16 protein-coding genes and 3 riboswitches are annotated in these 19,560 nt (G+C 69.6%); of the genes, 8 read left to right on the plus strand and 8 right to left on the minus strand.

Going from position 1 to position 19,560, the window contains the following annotated elements; all coding sequences use genetic code 11:
- Positions 1 to 14 precede the first annotated feature (14 nt).
- Positions 15 to 198: riboswitch (cobalamin riboswitch) on the minus strand.
- Both BST10_RS12045 and BST10_RS12050 read right to left on the minus strand, forming a co-directional pair.
- A complete protein-coding gene (locus BST10_RS12045; RefSeq protein ID WP_083037948.1) occupies positions 191 to 1,837 on the minus strand; it encodes a PPE domain-containing protein in 1,647 nt (548 codons plus the stop codon). (Overlaps the previous riboswitch by 8 nt.)
- 35 nt (positions 1,838 to 1,872) lie before the next feature.
- Positions 1,873 to 2,049, minus strand: a riboswitch (cobalamin riboswitch).
- A gap of 88 nt (positions 2,050 to 2,137) precedes the next feature.
- Positions 2,138 to 4,372 carry an NADP-dependent isocitrate dehydrogenase gene (locus BST10_RS12050; protein ID WP_083037950.1) on the minus strand — a complete coding sequence of 745 codons (2,235 nt, stop codon included), beginning with the start codon at positions 4,370 to 4,372 and terminating at the stop codon, positions 2,138 to 2,140.
- 143 nt (positions 4,373 to 4,515) lie between these two features.
- Positions 4,516 to 4,636, plus strand: a riboswitch (SAM riboswitch).
- Between the two features lie 131 nt (positions 4,637 to 4,767).
- Between BST10_RS12050 and BST10_RS12055 the strand changes: the two genes are divergently transcribed.
- From BST10_RS12055 to BST10_RS12075, 5 genes are all read left to right on the plus strand, one after another.
- A complete protein-coding gene (locus tag BST10_RS12055) occupies positions 4,768 to 6,090 on the plus strand; it encodes a bifunctional o-acetylhomoserine/o-acetylserine sulfhydrylase (RefSeq protein WP_083037951.1) in 1,323 nt (440 codons plus the stop codon).
- A gap of 22 nt (positions 6,091 to 6,112) precedes the next feature.
- Positions 6,113 to 7,252 (plus strand): homoserine O-acetyltransferase MetX, encoded by a 1,140-nt coding sequence (gene metX, locus BST10_RS12060; RefSeq protein ID WP_083037952.1) that lies wholly within the window; start codon positions 6,113 to 6,115, stop codon positions 7,250 to 7,252.
- On the plus strand, positions 7,249 to 8,001 hold the full coding sequence (locus tag BST10_RS12065; protein ID WP_083037953.1) for a class I SAM-dependent methyltransferase: 753 nt from the start codon (positions 7,249 to 7,251) through the stop codon (positions 7,999 to 8,001). The genes metX and BST10_RS12065 overlap by 4 nt, the downstream gene beginning before the upstream one ends.
- A 104-nt stretch (positions 8,002 to 8,105) precedes the next feature.
- Positions 8,106 to 8,543 (plus strand): DUF732 domain-containing protein, encoded by a 438-nt coding sequence (locus BST10_RS12070; protein WP_083037954.1) that lies wholly within the window; start codon positions 8,106 to 8,108, stop codon positions 8,541 to 8,543.
- 118 nt (positions 8,544 to 8,661) lie between these two features.
- On the plus strand, positions 8,662 to 9,525 hold the full coding sequence (locus tag BST10_RS12075; RefSeq protein ID WP_083037955.1) for a cyclopropane mycolic acid synthase family methyltransferase: 864 nt from the start codon (positions 8,662 to 8,664) through the stop codon (positions 9,523 to 9,525).
- Positions 9,526 to 9,547: 22 nt separating this feature from the next.
- Here the strand turns inward: BST10_RS12075 and BST10_RS12080 are convergent, their stop codons facing one another.
- Positions 9,548 to 9,790: a DUF3017 domain-containing protein gene (locus tag BST10_RS12080; protein WP_049793046.1), complete on the minus strand. Its 243-nt coding sequence runs from the start codon at positions 9,788 to 9,790 to the stop codon at positions 9,548 to 9,550.
- A 44-nt stretch (positions 9,791 to 9,834) separates the two neighbouring features.
- The gene (locus BST10_RS12085) at positions 9,835 to 10,683 is read right to left on the minus strand and encodes a bifunctional methylenetetrahydrofolate dehydrogenase/methenyltetrahydrofolate cyclohydrolase (protein WP_083037993.1); all 849 of its coding nucleotides are present in this window, start codon (positions 10,681 to 10,683) and stop codon (positions 9,835 to 9,837) included.
- Between the two features lie 60 nt (positions 10,684 to 10,743).
- On the opposite strand from BST10_RS12085, the gene BST10_RS12090 reads away from it, so the two are divergent.
- Both BST10_RS12090 and BST10_RS12095 read left to right on the plus strand, forming a co-directional pair.
- Positions 10,744 to 11,943: an NADH:flavin oxidoreductase gene (locus BST10_RS12090; protein WP_013830124.1), complete on the plus strand. Its 1,200-nt coding sequence runs from the start codon at positions 10,744 to 10,746 to the stop codon at positions 11,941 to 11,943.
- Positions 11,944 to 12,009: 66 nt separating this feature from the next.
- On the plus strand, positions 12,010 to 14,670 hold the full coding sequence (locus tag BST10_RS12095) for an ATP-binding cassette domain-containing protein (RefSeq protein WP_041318573.1): 2,661 nt from the start codon (positions 12,010 to 12,012) through the stop codon (positions 14,668 to 14,670).
- 27 nt (positions 14,671 to 14,697) lie between these two features.
- Here the strand turns inward: BST10_RS12095 and BST10_RS12100 are convergent, their stop codons facing one another.
- The 4 genes from BST10_RS12100 to BST10_RS12115 are packed head-to-tail and all read right to left on the minus strand — an operon-like array spanning position 14,698 to position 18,949.
- Entirely contained in the window at positions 14,698 to 15,264 is a 567-nt protein-coding gene (locus tag BST10_RS12100; RefSeq protein ID WP_109559486.1) for a GTP-binding protein, read from the minus strand.
- Positions 15,265 to 15,268: 4 nt separating this feature from the next.
- Complete coding sequence (locus BST10_RS12105) at positions 15,269 to 15,661, minus strand: DUF742 domain-containing protein (RefSeq protein WP_013830127.1); 393 nt, start codon at positions 15,659 to 15,661, stop codon at positions 15,269 to 15,271.
- A gap of 7 nt (positions 15,662 to 15,668) precedes the next feature.
- The gene (locus BST10_RS12110; RefSeq protein WP_013830128.1) at positions 15,669 to 16,115 is read right to left on the minus strand and encodes a roadblock/LC7 domain-containing protein; all 447 of its coding nucleotides are present in this window, start codon (positions 16,113 to 16,115) and stop codon (positions 15,669 to 15,671) included.
- Positions 16,112 to 18,949: an ATP-binding protein gene (locus tag BST10_RS12115; protein ID WP_013830129.1), complete on the minus strand. Its 2,838-nt coding sequence runs from the start codon at positions 18,947 to 18,949 to the stop codon at positions 16,112 to 16,114. Before BST10_RS12115 ends, BST10_RS12110 begins: the two co-directional genes overlap by 4 nt.
- A 310-nt stretch (positions 18,950 to 19,259) precedes the next feature.
- Between BST10_RS12115 and BST10_RS12120 the strand changes: the two genes are divergently transcribed.
- Positions 19,260 to 19,505, plus strand: coding sequence for a hypothetical protein (locus BST10_RS12120; RefSeq protein ID WP_133054432.1), 246 nt, complete (start codon positions 19,260 to 19,262; stop codon positions 19,503 to 19,505).
- Positions 19,506 to 19,560 lie beyond the last annotated feature (55 nt).

Consider the following 19,560-nt stretch of genomic DNA (forward strand, 5'->3'; position numbering starts at 1 on the left):
GTACACCGCCCCGGGTAGCAGGATGCGACGACGTGAGTGTCCTGACTCTCGGATCATCGCTCGCCTCGCCTTCCAACTCCCAGCGGAGCCGTGGCTGTTGAGGGTCGCTCCCCGATCACAGTGGCGGGACCGTGCCGGATTCTCACCGGCTTCCTGCACCGTCGTTGCCTTACCGGCGCATTATCGCACGCTAAGGGGCCAGCTTGCGACGTTCCCGCGTCCAGGTGCCCGGTGTCATCGGTGCCGTAACCCCGCCGAATGCGTCCCCGGCCAGGGCGGTCAGACCGCTGGGGAGCACGTGCTCGGTGCCCGGCGGGTCGGTGTTGTCCGCGCCGGCCACCACATCCCGGGCATCGTCCAAATCCATGTACTCATAGCCGCGGCCGAGCATGTCGGCCTTCGCCTTACGGCGCCGCCGGGCCTTGGCCTGCACCTCGGCGGCGGCCGCGGCCGCCGGAACCTCGGCGGCGTCGGGTTCGGGCGCCCTGCGGCGGCGCGCGCTGGTGCCCGCCGCCCGGCGGGCCTGCTGGCCCAGGCCGGCCACCATGTACAGGTAGGACATGCCGTCCACCGGCGCCAGCGGCGGCGCGGCTGGCGGCGGCGGTGCAGGCGGCGCACCGGCGACCGGAGCGGGCGCCGGGGCCGGGGCCGGAGCGGGCGCGGGAGTCGGCGCCGCGGCGGGTGGTGTCGGCGCCACCGTCAGACCGGCGAACGGCGGGACCACCGGAACGACCGGAACCGGCACGGCGTGCAGCGCGGCCAGCCCGGACAATCCCGCCAGCCCGGCCAGCGGTGCCGCGGCCAGCGGCGCCAACGCGGCGGTCAGCATCGGCAGCATCACCGGAATCAGCACGATCGCCTGCTCCAGCAGCGTCTTGAGCAGGGCGATCACGTCGGTGATGATGGTGCCGATCGCCTCGACCGCGGTGAACAGCAAGGTGGCGGCGATGGTGGCAGGGTTGCCGCTGGCGAACGCCGCGGCCAGGTCGGCGGCGATGAACGCGAAGGTCTGCGACAGATAGGCCGCGAACGACCCGAAGTCCATCGGGTAGCCCAGCGCGAACGCGATGTTGTAGGGGCTGAAGAAGCTGAGCGGGTTGCCCAGCACGGGCAGCCAGGGATCGAAGCCGGCAAACATCGACTGCAGGTAGGGGTTGGCCGCCAGTTCGTTGATCATCGGCTGCAGCACGTTGTTGTAGAAATCGGTGTAGCCGCTGTTCTGCAGCCACTCCATGATGTCGTTCTGCCGATCCGGCGGCAGCTGCGGCTGGCTGGCAGCGCTCGAACTGGCCGATTCGGCTTTGGCGATCTGCGGCGCGGCGACGGCCTGCGGACTCGACGCCACCGCCGCACCGGCGACGGCCTGATAGCTGGCCATCACGGTGGCCGCCTGCAGCCACATCCGGCCGTAATCGGCTTCGTTGAGCGCGATGGGAATGGTGTTGACGCCGAAGAAGTTTGTGGCCACCAGCACCGCGTGCGTGACGTGGTTGGCCGCCAGTTCGGCCATCGTCGGCATCGCCGCCAGCGCGGCGTTGTAGGCCGAGGCCGCGACCTGCTGTTGTGCGGCCATCACCGAACTGTCGGCGGCGGCGTGGATCAGCCAGGCCAGGTACGGGGTGTTGGCCGTCAGGTACGCCTCGGCGGACGGGCCCTGCCACGCCCCGGCCTGCACCGCGCCCAGCAGGGCCGTCAGCTCGTCAGCGATCTCGGCGTACTCGGTGCTCAGCGCGCTCCACGCCGCCGCCGACGCCAGCAGCGGACCGGCGCCGGGCCCGGCCGACAGGAGCGTCGAATGGACTTCGGGGGGAGACGCGATCCAAATCGGCGCGGTCACGTTCGCCAGCTTCCTCGGGGTGCCCGCCCCGAATCGCAGGTCGCGACGACGTGAGTGTCTGGCTCTCGGGTGGGCTTCGCTCCCCCGATCACAGTGGCGGGACCGCTCCGGAATTGAAGCGGCGGTCCCAGCTTCGCTGAACCGCCGGATTCGCACCGGATTCCTACCTCGTCATCGCCTTACCCGGCGAATTCTCGCACGCGCAGCGTGTCAGCATCGGTCGAGTGGGAAATCCGCGACGACGCCGGGCGTGTTGGTCGGGGATTTCCCGCTCGGCGGGGTGGGCAGAGGTCGGTCCGGTCAGTCCTTGCCGGCGATCACCGCGTTGAGCGTCGGGCTGGGCCGCATCACCGCCGCCGTCAGATCGTGATCCGGCGCGTAGTAGCCGCCGATGTCCACCGCCTTGCCCTGCACCACGGTCAGCTCGTCGAGGATGACGTCCTGGTTCTTCTCCAACCCGTTCGCCACCGCGGCGAAGTGCTCGGCCAGCGCGGCGTCCTCGGTCTGCGCGGCGAGCTCCTGCGCCCAGTACTTGGCCAGGAAGAACTGGCTGCCGCGGTTGTCGAGCTCCCCGGTCTTGCGCGACGGGCTCTTGTTGTCGGCCAGCAGCCTGCCGATCGCCGTGTCCAGCGTCTGCCCCAGGATCTTCGCGCCGCGGTTGCCGGTCTTGGCGCCCATGTCGTCGAAGCTGGCGCCCAGCGCCAGGAACTCGCCGAGCGAGTCCCACCGCAAGTGGTTCTCCTCCACCAGCTGCTTGACGTGCTTGGGCGCCGAACCGCCGGCGCCGGTCTCATACATGCCGCCGCCGGCCATCAGCGGCACGATCGACAGCATCTTGGCGCTGGTGCCCAGCTCCAGGATCGGGAACAGGTCGGTGAGGTAGTCACGCAGGATGTTGCCGGTCGCGGCGATGGTGTCCTGGCCGCGGATCAGCCGCTCCAGGGTGTAGCGCATCGCCCACACCTGCGGCATGATCTGGATCTCCAGGCCCTCGGTGTCGTGGTCGGCCAGGTAGGCCTTCACCTTCTTGCGCAGCTCGGCCTCGTGCGGACGCTCGGTGTCCAGCCAGAACACCACCGTCATGCCGGAGATCCGCGCGCGCTCCACGGCCAGCTTCACCCAGTCGCGGATGGCGGCGTCGGTGACCGTGCACAGCCGCCAGATGTCACCGGCCTCGACGTTCTGGGTCAGCAGTACCTCACCGGTGTCCAGGTCCACGATGTCGGCGACCCCGGCCTCGGGGACCTCGAAGGTCTTGTCGTGGCTGCCGTATTCCTCGGCCTTCTGTGCCATCAGGCCGACGTTGGGCACGGTGCCCATGGTGGCCGGGTCGAACTGGCCGTGGGTCTTGCAGAAGTTGATCAGCTCCTGGTAGATCCGCGCGAAAGTGGATTCGGGGTTGACCGCCTTGGTGTCCTTGGTCCGCCCGTCGGCGCCGTACATCTTGCCGCCGGCCCGGATCATCGCCGGCATCGAGGCGTCGACGATGACATCCGACGGCGAGTGGAAGTTGGTGATGCCGTTGGCCGAATCCACCATCGCCAGTTCGGGACCCTGCTCGTGGCAGGCGTGCATGTCCTCGATGATCTCTTCGCGCTGGGAGGCCGGCAGCGTCTCGATCTTGTCGTAGAGGTCGACCAGGCCGTTGTTGACGTTGACGCCCAGGTCGTCGAAGAGCTGCTGGTGCTTGGCGAACGCGTCCTTGTAGAACACCTTGATGGCGTGGCCGAACACGATCGGGTGGCTGACCTTCATCATGGTGGCCTTGACGTGCAGCGAGAACATCACGCCGGTCTTGCGGGCGTCCTCCATCTCCTGTTCGTAGAACTCGCGCAGCGCGCGCACGCTCATGAACATCGAGTCGATGATCATGCCGTCGGACAGGGCAACCTTCTCCTTGAGCACAATCGTCTTGCCGCCCTTGGTTTTCAGCTCCATCTTCACGTCACGGGCGCGGTCCAGCGTCATCGACTTCTCGCCGTGGTAGAAGTCGCCATGGCGCATGGTGGCCACGTGGGTGCGCGACGCCTGCGACCACTCCCCCATGCTGTGCGGGTGCTTGCGGGCGTATTCCTTGACCGCCTTGGGCGCACGACGGTCGGAGTTTCCTTGGCGCAGCACCGGGTTCACGGCGCTGCCCAGACACTTGGCGTAGCGGTCGTGGGTCTGGCGTTCGGCGTCGGTCTTGGGGTCGGCCGGATAGTCCGGCAACGCGAAGCCCTTGCCCTGCAGTTCCTTGATCGCGGCGACCAGCTGCGGCACCGACGCGCTGATGTTGGGCAACTTGATGATCGTGGTGTCGGGAAGTTCGGTCAGCCGCCCGAGTTCGGCCAGGTTGTTGGGCACCCGCTGCTCCTCGGTGAGCACATCGGGGAACTCCGCCAGGATGCGCGCGGCCAGCGAGATGTCACTGGATTTGACGGCGATGCCCGCGGGCTCGGTGAAGGCCTGCACGATCGGCAGGAACGAGTACGTCGCCAGCAGCGGCGCCTCGTCGGTCAGCGTGTAGATGATGGTCGGCTGGTCGGCGCACATGGCTGTTCTCCCGGCGTCAGGGTTCGTATGTCTGTTGTTCCGCGTGGTACACGGCGGCCTCAAGTATCGCGTACCGGCCAACGGCGGCCACCGGCCGGTGAGCAGGTGGCGGCACCTCCGATAGATGCGATAGGCTGCCAAGCGGTCATGAGTGCCAGCGCGAAGCCCCGGCTTGCTGGCCGGCAACCCTCCAACCGCGGTGGGGTGCCCCGGGTGATTGACCGGGTTGAGTAGCCACCGCCGGCTACGCGGCAAGCGCGGGTCCGCCACAACGGGCCCCCCGAGTAGACAGGGGAACCTGATGCGTGCCTCCTTGCGCCGATCAGACCGTTGTTGTCGTCGCTGACACCTCTCCTGCCCCAGCGACAACACTTCTCTTCAGAAAGCATCTATCTATGACCGCCGGTAACAACTGGTCGTTCGAGACCAAGCAGATCCACGTCGGCCACGCCGGTGACCCGGAAACCGGGTCACGCGCCCTGCCGATCTACCAGACCACCTCGTACCTGTTCAGCGACACCGACGAGGCCGCGGCCCGCTTCGCGCTGGCCGAGCCGGGCAACATCTACACCCGGCTGACCAACCCCACCAACGCCGTCATCGAGGAACGCATCGCCGCGCTCGAGGGCGGGGTGGGCGCCACCTTGCTGTCGGCCGGCCAGGCCGCCAGCACGTTCGCGATCTTCAACCTCGCCGGCACCGGCGACCACATCGTGGCCAGCCCGCGACTGTACGGCGGCACCTACAACCTGTTCCGCTACTCGCTGCCCAAGCTGGGCATCGAGGTCAGCTTCGTCGAGGACCCCGACAACCTGGAGTCCTGGGTCGCGGCGGTCCAGCCGAACACCAAGGCGTTCTACGCCGAGAGCATCTCCAACCCCAAGATCGACATCCTCGACACCCCGGGTGTCTCGGCGGTGGCGCACGAGCACGGCGTGCCGCTGATCGTCGACAACACCATCGCCACCCCGTACCTGATCCAGCCGATCAGCCAGGGCGCCGACATCGTGGTGCACTCGGCCACCAAGTACCTGGGCGGCCACGGCACCGCGATCGCCGGCGTGATCGTCGACGGCGGCAACTTCGACTGGACCCAGGGTCGCCACCCCGGGTTCACCACCCCCGACCCCAGCTACAACGGCCTGGTCTACGCCGACCTGGGTCCGCCGGCCTACGCGATCAAGATCCGTGCCCAGCTGATGCGCGACTACGGGTCGGTGGCCTCGCCGTTCAACGCCTTCCTGATCGCCCAGGGCCTGGAAACGCTGAGCCTGCGGGTCGAGCGTCACGTCGCCAACGCCCAGCGGGTCGCGGAATTCCTGGCCGCCCGCGACGACGTGCTGAGCGTCAACTACGCCGGGCTGCCCAGCTCACCGTGGTACGAGCGGGCCCAGCAGCTCGCCCCGAAGGGGGTCGGCGGGGTGCTCTCGTTCGAGGTGGCCGGCGGTATCGAGGCCGGCAAGGCATTCGTCAACGCGCTGCAGCTGCACAGCCACGTCGCCAACATCGGTGACGTGCGCTCGCTGGTGATCCACCCCGCGTCCACCACCCACAGCCAGCTCTCCGGAGACGAATTGCTGTCCACCGGCGTCACCCCGGGCCTGGTCCGGCTGGCGGTCGGCATCGAAGGCATCGATGACATCTTGGCCGACCTGGAACTCGGGTTCGCCGCAGCCGCAACACAGCTCGGCGAATCGTCCGCGCTGGCGGCTCGTTGAGGCGGTTGTCAAAGAGGCCACGGTGACGATTTCGGAATTCTCGACCCACGTGCTGCCCGCCGAGGGAGAGACCGGCACGGTCGGCATCGGCCCGCTGCGCTTGGAGAGCGGAGCGGTGCTCGATGACGTCCATATCGCCGTGCAGCGCTGGGGCAAGCTGTCGCCGCGTCGCGACAACGTCGTCATGGTGCTGCACGCGCTGACCGGGGACTCCCATGTCACCGGGCCGGCCGGGCCCGGACATCCCACCGCGGGCTGGTGGGACGGGATCGTCGGGCCCGGCGCCCCGATCGACACCTCCCGCTGGTGCGCGGTGGCCACCAACGCCCTGGGCGGCTGCCGCGGATCGACCGGCCCGGGTTCGCTGGCCCGCGACGGGAAACCCTGGGGCTCACGGTTTCCCGCCATCTCGATTCGCGATCAGGTGGAAGCCGACATCGCCGCCCTGGCCGCGCTCGGCATCACCGAGGTGGCCGCGGTGGTGGGCGGTTCGATGGGCGGCGCCCGCGGGCTGGAGTGGATGATCGGCCACCCGGACCGGGTGCGCGCCGGCCTGCTGCTGGCCGTCGGCGCCCGGGCGACCGCCGACCAGATCGGCACCCAGAGCACCCAGATCGCCGCGATCAAGGCCGACCCGGACTGGCAGGGCGGCGACTACCACGGCACCGGCCGCAGTCCCGAGAGCGGGCTGGCGATCGCCCGGCGCATCGCGCACCTGACCTACCGCGGCGAGGCCGAACTCGACCGGCGATTCGGCAACACCGCCCAGGATGGCGAGAACCCGGCCGCCGGCGGCCGCTACGCGGTGGAGAGCTACCTGGGCCATCAGGGCGGCAAGCTGGTGGCGCGGTTCGACGCCGGCAGTTACGTCACGCTGACCGAATCGCTGTCCGGCTTCGACGTGGGCCGCGGCAGGGGCGGGGTCGCCGCCGCCCTGCGCGACTGCCCGGTACCGGCCGTGGTCGCCGGGATCACCTCCGACCGGCTGTATCCGCTGCGCCTGCAGGCCGAGCTGGCCGAGCTGCTACCCGGCTGCGCGCGCCTGCAAGTGGTCGAGTCCGACTACGGCCACGACGGCTTCCTGCTGGAGACCGACCGCGTCGGAGAATTGATCCGCCAGACCCTGGACTTGGCGGACTCGGCGGGGGTGCACCGGCGGTGAACCGGTCGCGGCAGCCCCGGCACGATCGATCGCTGTCGTTCGGCTCGCAGGCGGCCGCCTACGAACGGGGCCGCCCGTCCTACCCGCCGGAGGCGATCGACTGGCTGCTGCCACCGGGCGCCGCCGACGTGCTGGATCTGGGTGCCGGCACCGGCAAGCTCACCACCCGGCTTGTCGAGCGCGGCCTGAACGTGGTGGCCGTCGACCCGATCGCCGAGATGCTCGAAGTGCTGCAGACCTCGCTGCCGCAGACCCCGGCCCTGCTGGGCACCGCCGAGCAGATCCCGCTGCCCGATGACAGCGTCGACGCCGTGCTGGTGGCGCAGGCCTGGCACTGGTTCGACCCGGCACGGGCCATCCCCGAGCTGATCCGGGTGCTGCGCCCGGGCGGCCGGCTGGGCTTGGTGTGGAACACCCGCGACGAGCGGCTGGGCTGGGTCAAGGAACTCGGCGAGATCATCGGCCGCGAGGACGCCCGCGACGCCGTCGACGGCGGCGTGACACTGCCGGCGCCGTTCGGTGCGATCGAACACCACCAGCTGGAGTGGACCAACTACCTGACTCCCCAGGCGCTGATCGACCTGGTCGCCTCCCGCAGCTACTGCATCACCTCACCGGACGCGGTGCGCACCAAGACGCTGGATCAGGTCCGCCACCTGCTGGCCACCCATCCGGCGCTGGTCGGTTCGGCCGGGCTGGCGCTGCCCTACATCACGGTGTGCGTGCGGGCCACGCTGGACCCGTCGTAGGCAAACCGTGACCCGGCCGACTCGTCGGCGTTATCCCTTTGATGCAGAATTTCAACCACCAGTCCCCGTGCCGCTCGGCGCCGGGCAGATAGACGGGGGAGATAATGCGACGCTTCGTGGCCCTGGCCGGCCTGGGGATATGTGCCGGCCTGATCGGCGCCGCGGCGCCGGCACAGGCGAGTCCGATCGACACCTCGTTCCTGTCCGATCTTGCCGGGGCGGGCGTGCCCGTCGGCGACCCGGCCGCGACCGCGGAGCTGGGCCAGTCCGTCTGCCCGATGCTGACCGAGCCGGCCGGTACCGCGGCCTCGGTGGCCTCCCCGGTCACCGCACTGGGCGGCGGGCCCGCCATGTCGCCGGAGATGGCGCAGCTGTTCACCGAGATCGCGGTGCAGGCCTACTGCCCGCAGATGCTGGCGCAGCTGGCCAGCGGCCAGCTTCCGGAACTGCCGCAGATCCCGGGGATGTCGGTCGGCATCCCCGGTCTGTCCGGCGGCATCCCGGCCATCCCGGCGATTCCGGTCATCCCCGCCATCGGGTAGCGCGACAAGCGGTTGGTTTACCCACGGCGACAACGGGTATGCGGCGTCGGCCGGCCGGGGGTGGGACGGGCCTGTGGGCGGCACGCACAGGCCCCGCCGGATCGAAAGGCCACGTCCCATGCCGCAACGCTTGACCCCGCATTTCGCTGATGTACAAGCCCATTACGACCTGTCCGATGATTTCTATCGGCTGTTTCTCGATCCGACGCAGACCTATAGCTGCGCCTACTTCAAGCGCTACGACATGACGCTGGAGGAAGCCCAACTCGCCAAGATCGACCTTTCGCTCAGCAAACTCGGGCTGCAGCCGGAGATGACGCTGCTCGACGTCGGCTGCGGTTGGGGCACCACCATGCAGCGCGCCATCGAGCAATACGACGTCAACGTGATCGGCCTGACCCTGAGCAAAAACCAAGCCGCCCATGTGCAATCGCGCTTCGATGCGATGGACAGTCCGCGCAGCCGGCGGGTGCTGCTGGCCGGCTGGGAGGAGTTCGACGAGCCGGTGGACCGGATCGTGTCCATCGGGGCGTTCGAGCACTTCGGCTACGACCGCTACGACGACTTCTTCACCACGACCTTCAAGGCGCTGCCCGACGACGGCACGATGATGCTGCACACGATCTGCGGCCTGTCACCGCAGGAGATCGTCGAACACGGCATGGCACTGACCCCCGAGCTGGCCGACTTTCAGATATTCCTCATGACGGAGATCTTCCCCGGCGGCCAGCTGCCGTCGATCGGTCTGGTCAGGGAGCACGCCGTCAAGGTGGGGTTCACGGTGAAGCGCATCCAGTCGCTGCAGCAGCACTACGCGATGACCCTCGACCACTGGGCCGCAGCGCTGGAGGCGCACGAGTGCGAGGCCGTCGAACTGCAGTCCGCGGCGGTTTTCGACCGCTACATGCGGTACCTGACCGGCTGCGCCGAGGAATTCCGCGCCGGGCGATTCGACATCAACCAATTCACCCTGGCCAAGTGAGGCCGAATCGCTGCCCGCAGCGTCAGCTGGTTCCCAGCGGGTCGACGGTCGCGGCGATATAGACCATCGCCGTGGCGGCCGTCGTCATCGTCGCGAAGTCCAGTCCCCGGTCCCGCAGCACCAGCAGCCCGGCCCGCTCCTCGGACAACACCAGCCGCAGCGCGGCGGCCACCGCGGTGCCGATCCCGATCAGCAGGGCGCCGCGACGCCAGAAGTTCGCGCCGGCCAACACGAACGCCGCCACGAAGATCAGCCCGACCAGCATGATCGGCCACTGGGCGGCGACCAGCCGGCGGACGTCCGCGCGCGTCACAGTCCGCTCTCGACCCGCTCGACGACGTTGGTCAGCAGGAAGGCCCGGGTCAGCGGGCCGACCCCGCCGGGGTTGGGCGACACGTGACCGGCCACCTCCCACACGTCCGGATGCACGTCGCCGACCAGTCCGGCATCGGTGCGGCTGACGCCGACGTCGACGACGGCCGCCCCGGGACGCACCATGTCCGCGGTGAGCAGATGCGGCACCCCGACACCGGCGACGATGATGTCGGCCTGGCGAGTGAGCTCCGGCAGGTTGCGGGTTCCGGTGTGACACAACGTCACCGTGGCGTTCTCCGACCGGCGGGTCAGCAGCAGGCCCAGCGGGCGCCCGACGGTCACCCCGCGGCCGATCACCACCACGTGGGCGCCGGCGATCGGCACGTCGTAGCGGCGCAGCAGGTGCACGATCCCGCGCGGCGTGCACGGCAGCGCCGCCGGGGTTCCCAGCACCAGCCAGCCCAGGTTCGTCGGGTGCAGCCCGTCGGCGTCCTTGGCCGGGTCGACGCGTTCCAGCGCGGCGTTCTCGTCGAGATGGCGGGGCAGCGGCAGCTGCACGATGTAACCGGTGCACTCCGGGTTGGCGTTGAGCTCGTCGATGGTGTCGTCGAGCTGCGCCGCGCTGACGTCGGCCGGCAGGTCGCGGCGGAGCGAGGTGATGCCGACCTTGGCGCAGTCGGCGTGCTTGCCGCGCACGTAGGCGTGCGAGCCCGGGTCGTCGCCGACCAAAATGGTGCCCAGCCCCGGAATGCGGCCCGCCCGGGCGAGGTTGTCCACCCGGGCTTTGAGGTCGACGAAGATCTCGTCGCGCGTGGCCTTGCCGTCCAACGTGATCGCACCCACGCCGGACATTGTGACATTCCCCGCCGGATCCGACGTCACCGTCGGGGTTAAGCTCCGGGAATGCCTGCTGCTCCCGACGTCTTCAGTCCGGCCAAGCTCGGCCCGATCACGCTGCGCAATCGGGTCATCAAGGCCGCCACCTTCGAGAACCGCACCCCCGACGCGCTGGTCTCCGACGACCTGATCACCTACCACCGGCTGCCGGCCGCCGGCGGGGTGGGCATGACCACCGTCGCCTACTGCGCGGTCTCCCGCGGCGGCCGCACCTCCGACGACGGACTGTGGATGCGCCCGGAGGCCCTGCCCGGGCTGCGCCGGCTCACCGAGGCCGTACACGCCGAGGGGGCGGCGGTCAGCGCGCAGATCGGCCACGCCGGCCCGGTCGCCGACGCCCGCTCCAACAAGGCCCGCGCGCTGGCGCCGGTACGGTTCTTCAACCCGATCGGCATGAGGTTCGCCAAGAAGGCCACCCGCGACGACATCGACGCAGTCATCGCCCAGCACGCCGACGCCGCCCGCTGCGCCGTCGACGCCGGCTTCGACGCCGTCGAGATCCACCTCGGTCACAACTATCTGGCCAGCTCGTTCCTGTCGCCGCTGATCAACCGCCGCTCCGACGAGTTCGGCGGCTCGCTGGGCAACCGGGCCAAGGTGGCCCGCGGAATCGTGCAGGCGGTCCGCCAGGCCGTCGAGAAGGACGGCGCCGGCCAGATCGCCGTGACGGCGAAGCTCAACATGTCCGACGGGGTGCGCGGCGGCATCAGCCTGGACGAGTCGCTGACCACCGCCAAGTGGCTGCAGGACGACGGCGGCCTGGACGCCCTCGAGCTGACCGCCGGCAGCTCGCTGGTCAACCCGATGTACCTGTTCCGCGGGCATGCCCCGGTCAAGGAGTTCGCGAACGTCTTCCCGCCCCCGTTGCGCTGGGGCATGCGGATGACGGGCAACAAGTTCCTGCGCGAGTACCCGTACCACGACGCCTATCTGCTGGACGACGCCCGGCTGTTCCGCGCCGAGCTGTCGCTGCCGCTGATCCTGTTGGGGGGCATCACCAACCGAGAGACCATGGATCAGGCGATGGCCGAGGGCTTCGAGTTCGTCGCGATGGCCCGGGCGCTGCTGGCCGAACCGGACCTGGTCAACCGGATCGCGGCCGAGCCGGCGACGGTGTCGGAATGCATCCACTGCAACCAGTGCATGCCCACGATCTATGAGCGCACCCACTGCGTTGTCACCGGCGCCCCGGACGTCCTGCGCTGAGGATCCGCGCCGACTCGCGGCGCGCGGACCGGCGGTCACTTCTGTCCGCCCGATACAGTTGATCCGATGAGTCACCCTGCTCCGCCGGTGCTGACCGTGCGCTATGACGGGTCGCAAGGCACATTCTCCGCAGGCCACGACGTGGTCATCGGGCGTGACCTGCGCGCCGACATCCGTATCCCGCATCCACTGGTCTCCCGCGCGCACCTGCTGCTGCGCTTCGAGCAGGGCAGATGGCTCGGAATCGACAACGGCTCGCTGAACGGCATTTACGTCAACGGCCAGCGGGTGCCGATGGTCGACATCCGCGACGGCCAGTGTGTCAACCTGGGCAACCCGGACGGCCCGCGACTGTCCTTCGAGGTCGGGCGGCACCAGGGCCAGGCCGGCAGGCCGCCGCAGACCGTCTCGATCCAGGTGCCGCAGCCGGGCCAGCCAGGAATCGCACGCCCGGGCCGGCCGCCGCAGCAACCCCCGGGCCGGCCCGCCGCGCCGGTGCCCCCCGAACCGGCGCACTACCCGGATCCGCGCTCGGCCGGACACCCCGGCATCCAGCAGCCGCTGCGGCCCGGCCCGCCGCCGTATCAGCCCCCGCCGCTGACCCACCGGCAACCGGCATACCCGGGGGCCGGTCCATCCGGCGACGCGGCCCTGCGCCAGAGTTTCGCGCCACCCGCGCCCGCCGAGCCGTTGCCACCGCGGCAACCGTCCACCCGGATGGCCCCGGTGGCCGCGAAGCCACCGGAGGTCGGCAACCTCGCCACCCGGATGATCGACATCCTGCGGCCCGGATCCGCCTCGCCGCCGGATGCGCCCGCCGGGGCGTTGACCATCGGGCGCGCCACCGACAACGACATCGTCATCTCCGATGTGCTGGCCTCCCGGCACCACGCCATGCTGATCCCGACTCCGCTGGGCACCGAGATCCGCGACAGCCGAAGCATCAACGGCACGTTCGTCAACGGTGTCCGGATCGGCTCGGCGATCCTCACCGAGGGCGACCTGGTCACGATCGGCAACGTCGACCTGGAATTCCACGGCGGCAGCCTGGTACGCCGCACCGAGACCGCGACGGGCAGTGGCGGGCTCGAAGTTCGGGACGTCTGCTTCGACGTCGAGGGCGGCAAGCGGCTGCTCAACAACATCTCGCTGACCGCCCGGCCGGGCACATTGACCGCGATCATCGGCGGCTCCGGCGCCGGCAAGACCACGCTGGCCCGGCTGATCGCCGGCTACACCCGGCCCAGCTCCGGCTCCGTGCTGTTCGAGGGCCACAACATCCACGCCGACTACGCCTCGCTGCGCAGCCGGGTCGGGATGGTCCCGCAGGACGACGTGGTGCACCGCCAGTTGACGGTGAACCAGGCGCTGGGCTACGCCGCCGAGCTACGGCTGCCGCCCGACAGCAGCCAGGCCGATCGCGATCAGGCCGTCGCGGAGGTACTCGAGGAACTCGAGATGACCAAGCACGCCGAGACCCGGGTGGACAAGCTCTCCGGCGGCCAGCGCAAACGCGCCTCGGTGGCGTTGGAGCTGCTGACCGGGCCGTCGCTGTTGCTGCTCGACGAACCGACGTCAGGTCTGGACCCGGCACTGGACCGTCAGGTCATGCTGATGCTGCGCGGTCTCGCCGACGCCGGACGCGTGGTGCTGGTGGTCACCCACTCGGTGGCCTACCTCGATGTCTGCGACCAGATCCTGCTGTTGGCCCCCGGCGGCAAGACGGCATTCATCGGCCCGCCCGACCAGGTGGACACCGCCCTGGGAACCCGCAACTGGGCCGACATCTTCGCCAACGTGGGCGCCGATCCCGACGAAGCCAACCGGCGCTTTCTGGAGCGCGAAGGGGGCCAGCGGTCCTCGGTGGCGCTGGCCGAGACACCCCCCGCCGACCTCGGCAAACCGGCGGCCACCAGTCTGCTCAAACAACTGTCGACGATCGCGCGCCGCCAGGTCCGGCTGATCGTCTCCGACCGTGGCTACTCGATATTTCTGGCCTTGCTGCCGTTCATCGTCGGGATCTTGTCGTTGACCGTCGAGGGCGACCACGGGCTGGGCATACCCGGGCCCGATGCCCCCACCGAACCGCGATACATCATGGTGCTGCTCAATATCGGCGCCGTGTTCATGGGTACCGCGCTGACCATCCGCGACCTGATCGGCGAACGCCCGATCTTCCGAAGAGAGCAGGCCGTCGGACTGTCGACGGTCGCCTACCTGCTCGCCAAGGTCGCGGTGTTCTGCGTGTTCGCCACCGTCCAAGCCGCGATCGCCACCACCATCGTGGTGCTGGGCAAGGGCGGCCCGGCGCGCGACGCGGTGCTGTTCGGCAACGTGAACTTCGAGCTGTTCCTCGGGGTGGCCGGCACCTGCGTGGCCTCGGCGATTCTCGGCTTGGCGCTGTCGGCGTTCGCCCAGTCCAACGAGCAGATCATGCCGATGCTGGTGGTGTCGATCATGTCGCAGCTGGTGCTGTCCAGCGGCATGATCCCGGTCGGCGGCCGGACCGGTCTCGACCAGATGTCCTGGCTGACGCCGGCGCGCTGGGGGTACGCGGCCGGCGGGTCGACCGTCGACTTCAACACCTTGATGAACGCCCCGCAGATTCCCAAGGACCGGCTGTGGGACCACACCCGGGGCATCTGGCTGCTCGACATGGCGATGCTGGCAGTGCTGTCGGTCTGCTACGCCGTGGTGGTGTGGTGGAAGATCCGGCTCAAGCGCTGAGCCGGTTTCACCCCGGGCGGCACCCGCTCAGCCCTGGGCGGGCGCCAGCGCCGACAGCGCGTATTCGCTGATCGCGATGAGCGCATCGCGGGCGGACCGTTGGTCGCGCGCATCGACGGTGATCACCGGGATGTGATCGGGCAACGCCAGTGCTTTGCGCACCGCGGCGACCGGATAGCGCGGGGCGCCGTCGAACTCGTTGATCGCGATCAGAAACGGCAGGTTGCGGTGCTCGAAGAAGTCGACGGCGGCGAAGCTGTCCTGCAACCGCCGGCAGTCGGCCAGGATGATCGCGCCGATGGCGCCGCGAACCAGGTCGTCCCACATGAACCAGAACCGGCGCTGCCCCGGCGTGCCGAACAGGTACAGCACCAGGTCGTCGGCCAAGGTGATGCGGCCGAAGTCCATCGCCACCGTGGTGGTCCGCTTCTCCGGGGTGGCGTCGAGCGTGTCGACGGCCGCCGATGCGTCGGTGACCAGTGCCTCGGTGCGCAGCGGGATGATCTCCGAGACCGTGCCGACGAATGTGGTCTTGCCGACCCCGAACCCCCCGGCGATGACGATCTTCGTCGACGCTGACTCCCTTGGGCGGATCGGACTAGCCGAGCGCTCGTAGGCCACGAAGCGTCCTTCCTATCAGTTCTCGTCGTTCGTCCCGGGTGGAAGCCTCGCTCAGCGTGCGACGCACCCGAAGGTATCCCGACGTGACCAGATCCCCCACCAGAACCCGTGCCACACCCACCGGCAGGTCCAGCCGAGCAGCGATCTCAGCAACCGACGGGCCGGTCTGACACAGTTCGACGATACGGCCGCGCGGATCACCGGCCGGCCACTGGTTGGGTTGCGCCGGGCGCACCGTCTGCACCGGGGCCTCCAGCGGCAGGTTGACCTCGGTGTGGGTGCGGCCCGCGGTCAGCGTGTACGGGCGCACCAGGCTGGCCTCGGTTTCCGGGGCCTGGTGGACCTCCGGCGAGCCGGGCAGGTCCCTCACCGGACCCTCACGACCGGCCGCCCGGCGACGGCGCCGCGGACCGGCGCGCCGACTGCACCACCGCGCCGACCCGCTCCACCAGGACCGCCATCTCGTAGCCGACCTGGCCGATGTCGCAGGAGGCGCTCGCCAATGTCGCCAGGTGCGAGCCGTCGCCGACCCGCATCAGCAGCAGGTAACCGTGCTCCATCTCCACCACCGACTGCAGCACCCGGCCACCCTCGAACAACTGCGCCGCCCCGGTGGCCAGGCTGGCCAATCCCGACGCCACAGCGGCCAGCTGATCGGCGCGTTCCTTGGGCAGGTGCTCGCTGGCCGCGACCGTCAGTCCGTCGACCGACACCAAGACCGCGTGCGACACCCCGGGAACGTCGCGGGCGAAGTTGGTCACCAGCCAGTCCAGCGAGCCTTCGGGAGCGCGCCGCTGGTCACTGTGATCGCTGGGAAAAGTCATTGCTGGTTCTGTCCCTGGTCGGTGTCCAAGTCGTTTTCGAAGTCGTGTTCGAAGTTGCTTTCCCGGGCGTGCGATCTCGCGGCGCGCACCCCGCCGAAGTGGCTGCTGATCGAGGAGCGGATCGCCGCGGGATCCCGTTCCGGCGCCTCGCGGGCCGGCCCGCCGTTGGATGCTACCGGTTCGCCGGTGTCGTCCAGCCGCTGCGCCGGAGGGCCCGAACCCGCCGGCGGCGGCTCGGCTTCGGCCGAGCCGGGCACCAGCCGGGCGCCGGGTTCGCGGACCGGCAGGCCGTGCTCGGTGTGGGCGGCGACCGGCATGTTCTCCACCTCGGCGGCCACCGACCAGCCGCGATCCCACACCGACTGCCAGTCCAGGTCGGCGCGCAGACCCGGCTCGTAGGGATCGTTGCCCAGCGACTCCGAAAGCATCCGTTGATAGATCGTGTCGGTGTCGCTGCCGGTGTTGCGGCCGGCGTCCCCGGTGGCGCCGCGAACCCGGGCCCGCGCGCCGAAGTATGCCGAAGTGTCTGCCGGAGAAGACTTTTCGATCACCGGCTCGGGTTCGGCGAAAGCGTCCTCGGCCGGTTCCCGAAGTCGGTCTGCGGCCTGCTCGTCGGCCTCCCACCAGGGTTGCGGCAGTTCGCGGCGCTCCCGGCCGGCCTCGTCCTCGGCCGGTGGCCGCACCGGCGACCCGGCGGGCATCCCGGTGATGCCACTGGACCCCGGGGTGCGTCGCGGCAGCAGCGAAACGACGGGACCGGGACCGGACTCCGGCGAGTCCTCGTACGGCTCGTGCGCCTCGTACCGCTCATGCGCCCCGGCGGGCTCATACGTCTCAGAGAGCTGGGGCTCGTCGGGCTGGTAGTGCTCGTACGCCTCGGGGTGGCTCGGGCCGGCGTGGTACGGCGGCGGAGCCGGCTCCTCGGTCTCCCGGTAGCTCAGCAGGTGCGGCGGCAGGTACACCTCGGCGGTGATACCGCGCGACCCCTGCGACGCGGGGAACAACCGGACCTCGATCCCGTGCCGGTGGGCCAGCCGGGAGATCACGAACAGACCCATGTGGCGGGCGTTCTCCGGGCTGAACTCGCCGCCGGCCGCCAGCCGCATGTTGGCCATCCGCAGATCGGAGTCGGTCATGCCCAAACCGACGTCGACGACCTCGACCACCACTCCGCCGTCGTTCTCGAGTCCGGCGACCACCCGCACCGGCTCGGTGGGCGCCGAATAACGCAGCGCATTGTCGATCAACTCCGCGAGCAGGTGCACACAGTCGGCCGCCGCGGCGCCGATCACCGTGACGTCGGGCACCAACACGGTCCGCACCCGCTGATAACCCTCCACCTCCGAGGCGGCGGCACTGATCAGCGTCGCCAGCGGGGTCGCCCGTCCCCGCTCGTGCGGCACCCGCGCCCCCGCCAGCACCAACAGGTTCGCGCCGTTGCGCCGCATCCGCGCGGCGAGGTGGTCCAGCCGGAACAGACTCTCCAGCCGGTCCGGGTCGTCCTCGTTGCGCTCCAACCGGTCGATGAGCGCCAACTGCTGGTCGACCAGGGACCGGTTACGCCGCGACATCGTCTCGAACATCTCGTTGACCAGCCGGCGCAGCCGGGCCTCGTCACCGGCCAACAGCAGCGCCTGCGCATGCAGCTCGTCGACGGCGTGGGCGACCTGACCGACTTCCTCGGTGGTGTAGACCGGCAACGGGGCGGGTTCGCGTTCGTCACCGGCACGCACCCGCGCGATCTCGTGTTCGAGGTCGGAGTGGGCGACCCGCAGCGCGCTGTTTCGCAGCGTGCGCAGCGGCCGCACCAGCGAGCGCGCTACCAGCCACACCGCCAGCAGCGTGGCGATGGTCGCGGCCAGCACCAGTGCGATGTCACGGATGGCGGCGGCGCGGCGATCGGCGGCGCGCTCCTCCACCGCCCTGGTCACCGCCCCGGTGTTCTCGGCGATCAGCCGTGCGGCGATCTGGTCGGTGGTGCGGATCGAGTCCCGCAGCACCGGGTTGTTGGGCAGCACCTGTTCCGGATCGGACATGATCGCCATCCGGGTCACCAGCTGCTGCTGCAGGGCCTTGGCGTCCGGGGAGTCGACACCGAGTACCTCGGTCATCCCGAACAGCGTGGAGGGCTCGGTGCCGGCCAGCGTCATCATCGAGCTGCGCAGTTCCGGGTCGGGAACCTCGCCGCCCCGGTTGACCAACAGTTCCTGCATCATCATCTGACCGCGGGCGCCGACGGCGCGGCTCAGGCCCTCGGTCTGCGCCCGGATCCGTTCACTGTCCAGCCGAACCGAGCCGTTGATGGCGTCCTCGGCGGTCAGCAGGATCGGCGCGTAGCCGGTCACCTCCTCGCGCAGCCCCAAACCGGCGGTCGACACCGCGTCCAGCAGGCCCTGGCCCCGCTCGATGAGCGTGCCCACCCCGGAGCGAACGTCGGTCGCGACGTCGGTGTGCGACAGCCGCGACTGGAGTTCGTACATCCGGTTCTCGAAGTTCTTCCGGGCGCCCTCGGCGTCGCCGTCGGAGGAGGCTGCCACCAGCGCGTCGCCCAGCGCCGACATGTAATTGGTGATCGCCGGGATCATCTCGGCGCGGTCGGCGACCAGCCGAAGCCGGTTGGCCTCCGACAGCGCACCGGAGATACGCAGCCCGCCGAAGACACCGGCCAGCAGCATCGGCAGCAGCGCGATCGCCAGCACCTTCCATCGCACCGGCCAGTTGCGCACCGACCACCGCGACGGACGTTTCACCGCCGCTGCAGCGGATTCGTTCTCACGGTCGGCCAGGCCGTCGAGGGCGGGATCCACCTCGTCCGGGTGGTCGAAGAGCGTCACTGCTCGGCGGCCGGTTCGCCGACCGCTCGGCTGAAATTCACCGTTTGCGCCTTCATTCATCGCAAGCTTCCGGCACATCGCACCCGCTGAACCGACAGCGGTGTGAGACCGCGCCTTGATCTGGGCCGACTTCAGTCGGCAATTCGACGAGTATGACAGTCTGCGTGTGCCATCACCATAGCCTTAACCGAAAAGGCACAGCTCCCGAGACGGTTCCGTGTCCCGCGAACGCCGCCGGCTGGTGGTGCTGCTCCACTGCCCCGAACAGCGTTGTCGATGACGTGTCGGTGAGCTGATGGACAATCGGGGCATGACACGGCTGAGTCGGATTGTGCTGGCGGTGGTCGCTGCGGCCGGCGCGGGACTGCTGGGCCTCACGGCCCCGGCGCGGGCCGAACCGGGCTACGGGCAGGACTGCATCCTGCCCGGTGTCAACGAGTGCCGGCTGATGCCGGAGGGCAACCGGCCCCATGATGTGCAGCGGTGGTGCCCCGGCGGTCAGGGCTGGGTGAACGTCTTCACCCCGTGCCGGGACTACTACGGGCCGTATTCGTGAGCGGTCGCTAGACCTGGAGACGGACGCGCCGACGTATCCGGTTTGCCACGCTGAC

The sequence above is a fragment of the Mycolicibacter algericus DSM 45454 genome, from assembly GCF_002086455.1.
GTDB lineage: Bacteria > Actinomycetota > Actinomycetes > Mycobacteriales > Mycobacteriaceae > Mycobacterium > Mycobacterium algericum.

What these genes read in the sequence shown, in the direction of transcription:
- BST10_RS12050 (WP_083037950.1), bottom strand. Translation starts at nt 4,372, where the DNA reads ATGTGCGCCGACCAGCCGACCATCATCTACACGCTGACCGACGAGGCG.
- BST10_RS12055 (WP_083037951.1), top strand. Translation starts at nt 4,768, where the DNA reads ATGACCGCCGGTAACAACTGGTCGTTCGAGACCAAGCAGATCCACGTC.
- BST10_RS12070 (WP_083037954.1), top strand. Translation starts at nt 8,106, where the DNA reads ATGCGACGCTTCGTGGCCCTGGCCGGCCTGGGGATATGTGCCGGCCTG.
- BST10_RS12075 (WP_083037955.1), top strand. Translation starts at nt 8,662, where the DNA reads ATGCCGCAACGCTTGACCCCGCATTTCGCTGATGTACAAGCCCATTAC.
- BST10_RS12080 (WP_049793046.1), bottom strand. Translation starts at nt 9,790, where the DNA reads ATGCTGGTCGGGCTGATCTTCGTGGCGGCGTTCGTGTTGGCCGGCGCG.
- BST10_RS12090 (WP_013830124.1), top strand. Translation starts at nt 10,744, where the DNA reads ATGCCTGCTGCTCCCGACGTCTTCAGTCCGGCCAAGCTCGGCCCGATC.
- BST10_RS12095 (WP_041318573.1), top strand. Translation starts at nt 12,010, where the DNA reads ATGAGTCACCCTGCTCCGCCGGTGCTGACCGTGCGCTATGACGGGTCG.
- BST10_RS12110 (WP_013830128.1), bottom strand. Translation starts at nt 16,115, where the DNA reads ATGACTTTTCCCAGCGATCACAGTGACCAGCGGCGCGCTCCCGAAGGC.
- BST10_RS12120 (WP_133054432.1), top strand. Translation starts at nt 19,260, where the DNA reads ATGACACGGCTGAGTCGGATTGTGCTGGCGGTGGTCGCTGCGGCCGGC.